Genomic DNA, 12,531 nt, shown 5'->3' on the forward strand with positions numbered 1-12,531 from the left:
CCGTAGGACTGCTTCGCGAGATACCGCCGCGCCTCGGTACCGGTCCGCGGCGTAGCCACGGACCGGCCGGGATATCACCCAGGTTTTCAGGGCAGGTACTGGGATACGGTGGCGGCTATCCGCCGGGCCTGGTCACAGGGTTCTTCCGGCGCCTCGGGCTGCAACCGCCGCGTGATGACGGTGACGAGGGCGTCCGGCACCGGAAGACTGACGTAGCACCCGATTCTGTTCGTGTCCTGAGCGGCACGATACTGCTGGCCCGCGCGCTCGCCCGCGGTCACCGGCTCGAACTCCACGTAACTTCCGCTGTCCATCACGTCCTGGATCGACTTCCGGCTGGACACGATGGTCACCTCGGATTTACCCATGAGGGAGGGCCAGCGGCATATCTTGTCATCCGAACCGTCGGTTCCGGTGAGCGTTTCCTTGCTGTCCGGCCGGAACCCGAGCTTGCTGATCTCGGTTTCCGGCAGCGCACAGGGGTCCCGGAGTTCGGTCGCCGCTCCCGGAGCGGGCTGTCCGTCCGGCACCGACGCCGCCGGTGGGTTCGCGTCCTCGGTGGCCGGGTCGTCCCCCTCCGCGGAGGGGCTCCCACCTTCGGTTCCGGCGTTCTCACTCCCTTCCTCGGGAGCGAATTCGCCACCGGACGAGTCGGTAGCCGTCGCGGTCGCCGCTGTCTTCGGATTGCCCGGAGCCGATCGATCGGAACCGGAGTCGCTGTCGCATCCCGCGATGAGCGCCGCCGCGCCGATGGCTACCGCCATGACGACCCGCGACTTCCCTCTACCAGAAATGAGCAAATCCCTTCACCTCCAGCTGTTCCAGGGGCGACGATCGCTCCTGGACGGTTGATCAACGAAGGGTCGCGCGGCGTTACAGGACTTCGGACTCGTATCGGTGGAGGATGTGAAGGAAAGTACCGCACCGCACAGGATTTCGTGATGACAGCACGGGGTCCGCGCTCGATCCCCGGCCGGCGTGGGCACTGCGATCGCTCTTTCGGAGCGCCGGGGCGACTCTCAAGCCGTGGCGGCGTGGACTTCCTCGGGCTTGTCCTGGATCCCCAGCAGCTCCTCGAAGCGGGCGATCACCTTGTCGTGGTACATACCGAACAGGTCTTCGAAGAGCGCGAGCTGCGCCGGTGACGGGCCGGATTCCGATTCCCATACCGCGATCAGCGCCCGCCACACCAGGACGTGCAGATCGGCGGCGCCCGCGAAGTACGCTTCGACGGCCTCGGGCACCTCGAGTACCATCTCGCCGATCGAATTCAGGATGGCCCGCTGCATACTCGATTCGAGTACGACGAGCAGCCTTCGTACCAGGCCGATCTCGATGGCGAGGATCCGGCGATGATCCGGAACGTCCAGGCGGGCAAGTTTTTCCAGGGTATCGATTTCGGCCTTCAGTTCGGCGAGGTCGATACCGGGGGTCTCGTCGTGCACCAGGCCGGTGTAGGTGAGCAGCGTATCCATGACGATTCCGCGCTCGACTTCGACGATATCGCGGAACATCTCGACCGCGACTTCCGGCATGGGGGTGGAGAAACGGAAGAGATGCCGGTACACGTCCAGCCCGCCGGCCGCACGCACCTCACGGATGGTGAAACCTTTACCGCGACGGGCCTCCACCAATCCGTAGGACTCCAGCCGGCCGAGGGTGAGTTGAGCGGTGGCCCGGTTCATATCGAATTCTTCGGCTACCTGGCGCACCGAGGGCATCAGATCACCCGGCTGGTATTCCCCCGCGGCGACCCGCCGGGCCAGCTCATCGGCCACGTCGGCGACCACCGTGCGGGACCCCATGGATGCACCTCTTTCGGCAGCTGTTACGTCCCAGACAGTCTATGCGCAAATATGCCAGACTGCACAGGAGAACAGGCGAATCGCTTTCTGGGGATGAGGTATGAGCATTCGACGGGATCCCGGCGTTCCGCCGACGCGGCGGGCCCTGCGCAGCGCCAAGCTCATGGCGCTTCCGGTCGCGTACGCGGGGCGGCAGGCCGCGGGCGCGGGCCGCCGGGCGTTCGGCCGGTCCGCGCGGGAGGTGGACCGGGATATCCAGGCCCGGACGGCCGAACACATGTTCGCGGTACTCGGCGAGCTGAAGGGGTGCGCCGCCAAGCTCGGCCAGCTCCTGGCGATCTATCAGCTCGCGCTACCGCGCGATCTCGCGGGCCCGTATCAGGTGGCGCTGACGCGGCTACAGGATTCGGCGCCGGTGATGCTGCCCGGCACCGTGCACGCGGTCCTGGCCGAGAACCTGGGGCCGGAGTGGCGCAAGCTCTTCCGGGAGTTCGACGACCGGCGCGCGGCCGCCGCTTCCATCGGCCAGGTGCACCGCGGGATCTGGCACGACGGCCGTGTCGTAGCGGTGAAGGTGATGTATCCCGGCGCCCGGGCGGCGGTGGAATCGGATCTGCGGCAGTTGCGCCGTGTTTCGACACTGGCCTCGGTTTTCCTGCCCGGTGCGGATGTGAAGTCGTTGACCGAGGCGCTGTGCGCGGGGGTACGCGCGGAACTGGACTACGCGGCCGAGGCCGACAACCAGCGCGCTTTCGCGGCGGCATACGCGGGCAGTGACGAGTTCTGCGTACCGGAGGTGCTGGAGCAGCACGGTGATGTGCTGGTCTCGGAATGGGTCGCCGGGATTCCGGCCACGCGGGTGATCGGTACGGGTACTTCCGCGCAGCGGGACCGGCTCGGCGAGTTGATGATGCGGTTCGTGCTCACCGGCTGGGACCGGCACGGACTGCTCTACTGCGACCCGCATCCGGGGAATTTGTGGCTGCTGCCGGACGGACGGCTCGGGGTGGCGGATTTCGGGGCGTGCGCGCCGTGGCCACATCCGGGGTTCACCGAACTGACGGTCGAGATATGTGATGCGATCTTCAACGGCGGCCCGGCCGCGCTGGCGGCGGCGGTACGCACCCACGGCTTCGCGCTACCCGGGCGCGAGTTCGACGCCGACGCCCTGGATTCCGCGCTGTGGGCGTACGGGGAACCGGTACGGCATCCACGATTCCGGGTCACCACGTCCTGGCTGCGCAAACAGGTGCTGCGCACCACGAGTCCACGGTTGGACAATGTGATACGAGAGCTGACCTTACCGCCGGAGTGCACGCCGTTCGCCCGCGCCGCACTCACCTTGGTCGGCACACTGAGCCAGCTGGAGTGCGAATGCGATTACGGCGCGGAGCTCGTGCGGTCGGTGCCGGAGCTGGCGGCAGTCTTCGCCGCCATGAAGCGCGACCCGGCACAGCGGATCCCGGCAGGCTGAGCCGCTCCGGAAACCCGCACCGTCTGGGACATTTTCCGGTAAAGGCCCCTAGTTTACGGAAATTCTATCCTGCTTATCCAACTCCGCGGTCAGTATCCCAGCCAGGCACGCCAGGCGGGCAGCAGCAGCCCGGCGAACGCGGCGTAACCCGCCGCGCCGGGATGCGCCCCGTCGCCTGCCCGTACCTGGTCCATCCAGACCTCGTCCCGGAGCAGCAGAGCGCAGCTCCCCGCGTACTCGACCCCGAAGCCGGCACAGACCTGCGCGAAACGCCGGTCCAATTCCGCGATCCGCTCGGTGTGCGCCGGGTCACCGACGGGTGGGGGTCCGACCATCAGCACCCGCCATCCTCGTTCCCGGGCGGCGGCGAGCGCCGCGGAGAGATTCGCCACCGAATCCTCCACGTCCACCCGCGGCCGGTCACCGACGAGCACCGTATCGTTGACCCCGAACGAGAACACCACCCGTGCGTCGCTACCGGCGGGCAGCCGGACACGGCATTCCGCCGGCCACCGGGCCGCGATATCGGTGGAGGTATGCCCGCGTACCCCGAGGTTGTAGACCGTCAACTCCGCTCCCGCGGCCAGCGCGTGCGCCGTCAGCCTGCCGACCCAGCCCAGGGCATGCCGATCGCCCACTCCGGCGACGAAGGAATCCCCCACGAAACAGATACGCCGATCACCGTTCACCCCCCGATTCTGGCAGCGTGTTGGTGTGTATCGTCCGGCTCGGCCTCCTGCATACTCACCAGCTAGTGAGCGCGGGCGGCCCTATAGCTTCACCTCGATCCGAAAGTACCGATACGACATGCGAGTCGATGGGCGGGAGATCCCGGTCACGGGCAGCCTGCTACAACCGCTCACCCGGCGGACCAGCGATATCCTGCGTGTCGTCTTCGCGGCTGTCGGCGTGGCGGTGGTGATCGCCGGTTCGCTGATCACCCGTCCCGAATGGCTGGCACTGGAACGTTCCGTTTCCAATATCGTCGGATTTCTCAATCCCGACCAATCGAACCTGGTCTATCTGCTGTACGGCATCGCCATCCTGATCCTGCCGTTCGCGATCCTGGTCGAACTGGTGCTCGGGCGACAGTGGAAACTACTGGCCGGCTATGCGACCGCCGGGCTGGTGGCGGGACTGCTGCTGTCCATCACTCCCAGCGGGTTGTCCGCACCGCAGTGGCATCTGCAGGTCCCGGAGAATTTCGCCGACAAGACCTTTCTCCAGCAGTTCCTCGACGATCCACGCTGGATCGCCATGCTGGCGGCGGTGCTCACCGTCTCCAGCCCGTGGCTGCCGGTACGGCCGCGTCGCTGGCTGTGGGTACTGCTGCTGGCCTTCGCGCCGATGCATCTGGTGGTCAGCACCGTTGTTCCGGCGCGAGCCATGTTCGGCCTGGTGGTCGGCTGGCTGGTCGGCGCGGTGATCGTGCTGCTGGTGGGGACCCCGGCGCTGGAGGTGCCGCTGGACGCCGCGGTACGCCAGCTCGCCCGGCGCGGATACACCGTCACCCGGCTGACCGTCGTCCGCCCGGCCGGGCCGGGTGCGCTCATGTTGTCGGCCACGGTGGCCGAGCCGGAGCCTGCGCTGGTGGTCGAGCTGTACGGCAAGAATCAGCGCTCGTCGAGCGCGGTACGGCAACTGTGGCGCTGGTTGACCTTCCGCTCCAGCGAAACCGCTCCGCTGCACGGTTCCATGCATCGGGCCGTGGAGCACCGGGCTCTCATGGCGGTCGCGCTGGGCGATCTGGGTGTGGCCGCGCACCGCCCGGTCACGGTGGCGGTACTGCCCCGCGGCTGGATGCTGTACGCGCACACTCTGCCGGCCGGACGCTCGATCGAACAGAACCCCGAGGACACCGAGGCGCTGGACGCGGTGTGGCGGGCCCTCACGGTGCTGCGGGAGCACGGTATCGCGCACGGTGAACTGCGGCCCGCGGAGATCCGGATAGGCGCCGAAGGCGCGCTGTTCGGCGGGTTCACCGCGGCCGAGTTGTGTGCCTCCGATGCCCAGCTCCAATCGGATATCGCCCAGCTGCTGGTCTCGATGACAGCGGTTTTCGGTGCGGAGGCCGCGGTACGGTCGGCGATCGCGGTACTCGGTGAGCAGACCGTTCTCACCGCGTCACGCCGGCTCACCAAGTTCGCCATGCCACGCGGGATCCGCACCTCCGTGCCGAGGTGGAAGGCGGCGGTGAGCGCGGCCCGCGACCAGGTGCGCACCCAGACCGGGCAAGACCGGATCGAGGCCGAGCAGATCACCCGGTTCAGTCGTAACAGCATCATCCAGCTGGTGCTGCTGATCGCCCTGGTCTATGTGGCCTATCCGTTCATCAGCGCGGTCCCCACCTTTTTCACACAGCTCAGGGAGGCCAACTGGTGGTGGGCGCTGGCCGGCCTGGCGCTCTCCTCACTCACCTATATCGGTACGGCGGCCGCGCTGTGGGCGTGTGCCTCCGGGCTGGTGAAGTACTGGCCGCTGGTGCTCATGCAGATCGCGAACACCTTCGCCGCCACCACCACCCCGGCGCGCGTGGGCGGGCTGGCGTTGAGCGTGCGATTCCTGCAGAAGGGCGGGGTGGGAGCGGTCCGCGCCACCGCCGCGGTGGCCCTGCAGCAGGCCGTGCAGGTGTGCACACATATCGGACTGCTGGTGCTGTTCAGCGTGGCCGCCGGGACCTCGGCCGACCTATCGCATTTCGTACCATCGCCTACGGTGCTGTACCTGATCGGCGGGGTCGGGGTCGGGATCATCGGCACCTTCATGTTCGTGCCGAAGCTGCGGCGCTGGCTGAACAATTCGGTGCTGCCGCAGGTCCAGGAGGTCGTGGGGGAACTGGCCATCCTGGCCCGCGACCCGAAACGCTGCGCGGTCATCGTGCTCGGTTGCGCGGCGCTCACGCTCGGACAGGCGCTGGCGCTGTGGGCGAGCGTCCAGGCGTTCGGTGGCGGGACGACTTTCGTCACCGTCACGATCGTGACCATGATCGGCGGCACCCTCGCCTCGGCCGCGCCGACCCCCGGTGGTGTCGGCGCGGTGGAGGCCGCGTTGATCGGTGGTTTGGCCGCGTTCGGACTACCCGCGGCGGTCGCGGTGCCCTCGGTACTGCTCTACCGGGTACTCACCTGCTGGATCCCGGTCTTCTGCGGCTGGCAGGTGATGCGCTGGATGACCGATAAGCACATGATCTGATCCGGGTTCACATCTCGGGCTCGTCCGGGAGGCCCAGGGCGTCGCCGGAGGTACGCAGACCCGCGCTCACCAGCGCGATATTCGCCAGCGAGGCAGTGTGTACCTGCGGGTCGGCGGCGGCCACGCAGTCGGCGACGGTGTAGACGGTGAACCCGAGATCGGTGCCGTGGCGGGCGGTTTGCTCGACGGTGAGGTTGGTGGCGACGCCGGTGAGGAACAGGGTGTCGATATCGTTCTCGACCAGCCAGCGCGGCAGGTCGTTACCGGCCAGCCCCGACAGTTTCTGGTTGTCGACGATACGGTCCGCCTGGTCGGCGATCTCGTCGATCAGGCGGCTGCCCGGTGCGTCGGGCCGGAAGTCCTGCTGCGCCGCCCCGACCGACTGCATGAATCCGGTGTTGCGGACCAGCCGTCCCTCGCCTTCGGGGACGGTGAACCGGGTGCAGATGATCGGTAGCCCCAGATCCGCCGCGCGTTTGTGGAACTCCGCGGCCCGGTACACCACTCCACTGGCGGCCACCGGCTCGGCCAGCATGGGCCCGAAGAACCCTTCCGGCCGTATGACATTCACCTGCCAGTGCAGGGCGAGAACAGCAGCATGTTGATGCGACATGGCGTAGATATTCGACCATCGGCGATACGGGCGCACCGATCCCGGGCAAAAGACCTGGTCACCGGGCGCGCCGAACCTCCGCCGCCGGATCGGCGGGCCCCTCGGTCCCGCCGATCCGGCGAATGCTTCACGTGAAACGTGTGATTACGAGTTGCCCTTGCGCAACTCCACTTTCACGACCTTGCCGCTGGCGTTACGCGGCAGTTCCGCGACGATCACCAAATCCTTGGGGTGCTTGTAGCGAGCCAGGTTCTCGTTCAGGAACGGTTCGAGTTCTTCGAGGGTGAGCCCGCCGTCCGGATCGTTGAGCGCGACGACCGCGACCGGCACCTCGCCCCACTTCTCGTGCGCCCGGCCGATCACCGCGGCCTCGCGGATCTTCGGGTGGGCGAACAGAACGTTCTCCACCTCCGCGCAGTAGATGTTCTCACCGCCGGAGATGATCATGTCCTTTTTGCGGTCCACCACGTAGATGAAGCCTTCTTCGTCCTGACGGACCAGGTCACCGGAGTGGAACCACCCGCCGGCGAAGGCATCCGCCGTCGCCTCCGGCTTGTTCCAGTACCCCGACATCATGGTGGGGCCGCGGTAGACGATTTCGCCGACCTCACCCGGAGCGACATCGTTCATCTCGTCGTCGACGATCCGCGCCTGGATCGTCGGGATGACCTTGCCGACGGAGCCGAGTTTGCGGATGGCGTCCTTGCCTTCGAGCACACAGGTGATCGGTGACATCTCGGTCTGCCCGAACACCGCCACGTTGAACGCGTCCGGGAAGGAATCCGCCATCGCCTTCAGTACGGTATCGGAGGCGGGGGCAGCCCCCCAGCTCAGTGCCTTCAGGGCGAGTTTGCGCTGCTTCACGGTCGGCTCATCGCAGATCAACTGCCATTGAGCGGGGACACAGAAGGCGGTGGTGGCCTGTTCGGCCTCGACCGCGTCCAGGAATTCGGTGGCGTCGAAAGCACCCAGCGGGTGCAGCACCGTCTTCGTCCCGAGCATGAAAGAGGGAGCCAGGCTGCCGAGCCCGGCGATATGGAACAGCGGTGAGGTGCAGAAACCGATCGAATCCTGATCCAGCGCCATCGCCCGGATGCAGGTGAGTGCCTGGGCGTTCATATTGCCGTAGGAGAGGACGGCTCCCTTGGGGCTGCCGGTGGTGCCCGAGGTGTACATGATCAGGCAGGGGGTGTCCTCGGGGATGTCCAGCGGAGTGTGCGGCTCCCCCGTTTCGGCGAGCGCGTCCTCGAAGCCGACGACCCCGTCGCCGCTGCTCCCGCCGATGACGAAGCAGTGCTCGAGCCCGTCGGCCTGCGCCTGCACCGCGGTGGCCAGCGGCTGCAACACGGTATCGGTGACCACGGCCTTGGCGCCGCTGTCGCCCACGATATAGGCGACTTCAGGCGGGGTGAGCCGGAAGTTGACCGGTACGGCGATGGCACCGAGCGTATTGATACCGAAAACCGCCTCGAGGTACTCGGGATAGTTCAGGGCCAGAATGAGCACACGGTCGCCGAACCCGACGCCGCGGCGGGCCAGCGCGTCGGCGAACTTCTGCGACCGTTCGTAGAGCCCGCGCCAAGTGGTATCGGCGCCGCGGAAACGAAACGCCACCTCGTCGGGCCGCATGATCGCGTGGGTCGCGATCTGGTTGACCCAGTGGTTACGACGCGAGCGGATCGGCTCGTCGAGGGCCTGCGCACCGGTGGACATCCCACGTACTCCTCTCGGTACCGCGCGACCCACCGGAGTGTCCGGCGCCACACGCGGTGTGAACGTGACGGCAGAATAACAATTCACATCAGCACCGGCAAGGAAATCGGTGCCGAATAGCGGTTAATTCCGAGGAACCCGGTAGCGGAACAAGTCTGCCCGCGTCGTAGCGCGTATTTGCGGTGATATGCCACCTTCGGAACGGCACCCAGCTAAGCCAGAGCCCATCACATATGCGAATCATGACTCACTTCCAGGGTTGATCCCATCTCGGCCTCCGTGGCACCATGCAGCAGACGCGGACTATCCGCGGAAAGTAGAGGAGAGCACCGATGCTGCGGACCAGGTTCACCGAGACCTTCGGTATCGAACATCCGATCGTGCAGGGCGGGATGATGTGGGTCGGCCGGGCCGAACTCGTCGCGGCCGTGGCCAACGCCGGGGGGCTCGGTTTCATCACCGCACTCACGCAGCCCACCCCCGATGATCTGCGCCGCGAGATCGAACGCACGCGCGAACTCACCGATAAGCCGTTCGGGGTGAACCTGACCATCCTGCCGTCGATCAACCCGCCCCCGTACGAAGAGTACGTGCGGGCCATCGTGGACAGCGGCGTGAAGATCGTGGAGACCGCTGGTAGCAACCCCGAACCCTTCCTGCCCACCTACCGGGAAGCCGGTATCAAGGTGGTGCACAAATGCACCAGCGTCCGGCATGCGCTCAAGGCGCAGAAGATCGGCGTGGACGCGGTCAGCATCGACGGTTTCGAATGCGCCGGCCACCCCGGCGAGGACGATGTACCGGGCCTGGTACTGATCCCGGCCGCCGCGCGGGCGCTCACCATCCCGATCATCGCCTCGGGCGGGATCGCCGATGCCCGCGGTCTGGTCGCGGCCCTGGCCTTGGGCGCCGACGGCGTGAACATGGGGACCCGGTTCCTGTGTACCCAGGAGTCCTCCATCGACCAGCAGGTCAAGGAGCAGATCGTCGCGAACACCGAACGCGACACCCAGCTCATCTTCCGCACGATGCGCAATACCGCGCGGGTCGCCGACAACGAGATCAGCCGTAAGGTGGTCGAGATCGAGAAAGCCGGCGGCAAGTTCGAAGACGTCCGCGAACTGGTTTCCGGTGCACGCGGCCGGCGAGTGTTCGAAGAGGGCGACCTCGACGCCGGTATCTGGTCGGTGGGCCTGTGCCAGGGGCTGATCGAGGACATCCCGACCTGTGCCGAACTCATCGACCGGATGGTCACCGAAGCCGAGGAACTGATCAACGCCCGGCTGGCCCGGTACGTGGTCTCCGCCTGACGACACCGCACGTCGTCGGCCCTGCGCCCGCCGCCGGAACATGGCGATACATCCGGCGCAGGGAGGCGGGAAGCCGTACGGGAAGTCGGCTTCCCGCACTCCGGGCCTTCCGGCCCGGCCCGGTTCAGTGCGCCGCCAGGGCGGCGACGGCGTCGTAGTCGTGCGCGGCGACCACCTCGATCCCGGCCGGTAGCGCGTGGAGGCGATGGATGGTCTCGAACGCTTTCCCCCGGTCGGCGTCGAACAGCCGGCCCGGCATTGGCGCTTTCTCCCGGATGGTCTCGACCTGCAACCGATTCCACACCGCGTCACCGGCCAGCAACACCCGGCGGCCATCGGATACGGCCAGCAGTACGCCGATACTGCCCGGCGTATGCCCGGCCAGGTCCACCAGCAGCACCGCCCCGTCCCCGAACAGATCCAGGCTGCGCTCGAAGGTGAGAACCGGCGGGCCGTCCAGCTCCAAGGGGTCCAGCGTGCGGTCCCGCAGCGGCGCTCGCACCACCCCCGCCGGGGCGTGCGGCCCCTCCAGCGCCCAGCGCAATTCGGCCGAGGGTAACCGCACCGGCACCGAACCGGGCAGTTCGAGCACCCCGGAGACATGATCCCAGTGCAGGTGGGTGGGCAATACGAAATCCAGTGCGCCAGGGTCGATATCGCGGGCGGCCAGCGCGTCGGCCAGCCCGAGAACCGGCTTGTCCGGGGCCACCAGCAGCGGGATCGGGAAGGGTAACGCCGGGAGCACCCGGCGGTGCACATGAGCGCAGAGTGCGGGGTCGACGAGGAAACGTGCCCGCGGATGCTCGACGAGATAGGCGCCCATGGCCATCGGCAGATGACCGAAACTGCGAACCCCCTCCGCCACGATGGTCGTCGGTGCCGACATCCGCCCCTGCAGGAGAACGGTCAGCCCGACCGTCGTCCGTGCCGGAGGCGGTGACACCGGATCGAGCCGGGACAACAGCCCGGTATCGGGCTGCCGGGGGCGCAGCAACCGCGCCGGAGTCGCGGCCAGCGCCGCACAGCAGCGCAGCACGGTGGGCAGCGTGCGGGTACGCCCGTCAACGGAATCGGCCACCCGGCCCACGGTACCGGCCCAGCTCCGTAAAGAGGTACGGATGAGAGCACCCTCGGGCCTACCATGCGACCCATGCGTGTGGGTGTGGTCGGGCTGGGTATGGGCCTGTATCTGGCGGGCTGGTGTCGCCGGTTGGGGATGGACGTGGTGATGGGGTGCGATCGGGATCCCGCCCGCCGGGCGGCTGCCGCCGGGCAGCTACCGGGCACGATCCTGGTCGAGGAGTGGGACGAACTCCTGGACGCGGACCTGGATGCCGTGATCCTCGCCAACGATTTCGACGAGCACGCGGCCCCGGCGGTCACGTTTCTCGACCACGATATCCATGTGCTGTCCGAGGCCGCGGCCTGTGTGCGCGAAGACGAGGCCCGGGCGCTCCTCGAGGCCGAGCGGCGTTCCCGAGCCAGTTACTCGTTCGCCGAGAACTACGTTTTCCATCCCCATGTCCAGCTCATCCATCGCACGGTGGCGGCCGGGGAGATCGGCCGGATCACATTGATCGAGGCGGATTACCTGCACGGTATGTCACCGGATGACGTCTCTGCGCTGATCCGCGACCCGGGCCACTGGCGTGGCCGTATCGAGCCGACGGCGTACTGCACCCATACTCTCGCCCCGGTGCTGGCCCTCACCGGCCAGATGCCGACCGAGGTGACAGCCCTACCGGTGGATACCACGGATCCCCGCGCGGCGGTGGTGATGCTGATCCGGCTCACCGGCGGTGCGCTGGCCATCACCCGGCACGGCTTCCTGCAGGGCGAACCCGACAGTCACTGGAGCTGGATCTCGGTACGCGGCAGTGCGGGCCTGGCGGAATCGGTGCGTGCCCCCGGCGACCGGGCGTGGTCGGTCCGCGTCCGTAAAGAGCCCTGGTCCGTCCCCGAGGCAGCCGTACGGGACGAGGAACACGCTCCGCCATCGTTATCGCTCGACGGCACGGTCGTCGAACCGAAGGCGGAAGGCACCGTCCGGATACTCCAGGGTTTCCGCGCCAGCGTCGAGTACGGCGTCCCACCGCTGATACCCGTCCGGCAGGCGGTTGCGGCCTCCCTGGTCGGCACCGTGGGCGCGCGGTCGCTCCGCGACAACTCGCGGCCGATCCCGATGCCGGACCTCGTCGTGAGTCTGTCGGCGGGATCGGAAATCCCGCCACCGTAGTTCTCCGGCATAATCGAGTTGTGAGGCCAGACACGCAGCTGCTGTGTTGGATTGCCGGCACTCCGAGAGCCGCTGGGCGTTCGCCTTCCCCCACCGCGGAACCCGGGGACCCCATTGTTGCGCGCCGGCCGACCTACCGGGTCGACGCGCATCCATACGTCGTTTCTCCCGGGGCATACGCTACCGGC

General features: G+C 67.4%; 10 protein-coding genes. 4 read left to right on the forward strand and 6 right to left on the reverse strand.

All coding sequences use genetic code 11. The features are described from left to right. Positions 1 to 86: 86 nt before the first annotated feature. Positions 87 to 764: a DUF3558 family protein gene (locus ACYR7D_RS05405; protein WP_459548520.1), complete on the reverse strand. Its 678-nt coding sequence runs from the start codon at positions 762 to 764 to the stop codon at positions 87 to 89. A 255-nt stretch (positions 765 to 1,019) separates the two neighbouring features. Continuing rightward, positions 1,020 to 1,805, reverse strand: a complete 786-nt coding sequence (locus tag ACYR7D_RS05410; RefSeq protein WP_459548521.1) for a winged helix-turn-helix domain-containing protein — start codon at positions 1,803 to 1,805, stop codon at positions 1,020 to 1,022. 100 nt (positions 1,806 to 1,905) lie between these two features. Between ACYR7D_RS05410 and ACYR7D_RS05415 the strand changes: the two genes are divergently transcribed. After that, the gene (locus ACYR7D_RS05415) at positions 1,906 to 3,279 is read left to right on the forward strand and encodes an ABC1 kinase family protein (protein ID WP_459548522.1); all 1,374 of its coding nucleotides are present in this window, start codon (positions 1,906 to 1,908) and stop codon (positions 3,277 to 3,279) included. A gap of 89 nt (positions 3,280 to 3,368) precedes the next feature. On the opposite strand, the gene ACYR7D_RS05420 is transcribed toward ACYR7D_RS05415, so the two are convergent. Then, on the reverse strand, positions 3,369 to 3,968 hold the full coding sequence (locus ACYR7D_RS05420) for a GDSL-type esterase/lipase family protein (RefSeq protein WP_459548523.1): 600 nt from the start codon (positions 3,966 to 3,968) through the stop codon (positions 3,369 to 3,371). A gap of 118 nt (positions 3,969 to 4,086) precedes the next feature. Between ACYR7D_RS05420 and ACYR7D_RS05425 the strand changes: the two genes are divergently transcribed. Then, on the forward strand, positions 4,087 to 6,471 hold the full coding sequence (locus ACYR7D_RS05425; RefSeq protein ID WP_459548524.1) for a lysylphosphatidylglycerol synthase transmembrane domain-containing protein: 2,385 nt from the start codon (positions 4,087 to 4,089) through the stop codon (positions 6,469 to 6,471). A gap of 7 nt (positions 6,472 to 6,478) precedes the next feature. On the opposite strand, the gene ACYR7D_RS05430 is transcribed toward ACYR7D_RS05425, so the two are convergent. Together ACYR7D_RS05430 and fadD5 are read right to left on the reverse strand one after the other, a co-directional pair. After that, positions 6,479 to 7,084: a cysteine hydrolase family protein gene (locus tag ACYR7D_RS05430; RefSeq protein ID WP_459548525.1), complete on the reverse strand. Its 606-nt coding sequence runs from the start codon at positions 7,082 to 7,084 to the stop codon at positions 6,479 to 6,481. Between the two features lie 144 nt (positions 7,085 to 7,228). Beyond that, positions 7,229 to 8,797 (reverse strand): fatty-acid--CoA ligase FadD5, encoded by a 1,569-nt coding sequence (gene fadD5 / locus ACYR7D_RS05435; RefSeq protein WP_459548526.1) that lies wholly within the window; start codon positions 8,795 to 8,797, stop codon positions 7,229 to 7,231. A gap of 332 nt (positions 8,798 to 9,129) precedes the next feature. On the opposite strand from fadD5, the gene ACYR7D_RS05440 reads away from it, so the two are divergent. Continuing rightward, positions 9,130 to 10,107, forward strand: coding sequence for an NAD(P)H-dependent flavin oxidoreductase (locus ACYR7D_RS05440; protein WP_459548527.1), 978 nt, complete (start codon positions 9,130 to 9,132; stop codon positions 10,105 to 10,107). A 124-nt stretch (positions 10,108 to 10,231) separates the two neighbouring features. Here the strand turns inward: ACYR7D_RS05440 and ACYR7D_RS05445 are convergent, their stop codons facing one another. Next, positions 10,232 to 11,185: an MBL fold metallo-hydrolase gene (locus ACYR7D_RS05445; RefSeq protein WP_459548528.1), complete on the reverse strand. Its 954-nt coding sequence runs from the start codon at positions 11,183 to 11,185 to the stop codon at positions 10,232 to 10,234. A gap of 72 nt (positions 11,186 to 11,257) precedes the next feature. Here ACYR7D_RS05445 and ACYR7D_RS05450 point away from each other — a divergent pair, with 72 nt between their 5' ends. Continuing rightward, positions 11,258 to 12,343, forward strand: coding sequence for a Gfo/Idh/MocA family protein (locus tag ACYR7D_RS05450; RefSeq protein ID WP_459548529.1), 1,086 nt, complete (start codon positions 11,258 to 11,260; stop codon positions 12,341 to 12,343). The last annotated feature ends 188 nt before the right edge of the window (positions 12,344 to 12,531 follow it).

This window comes from Nocardia sp. X0981 (assembly GCF_977089955.1).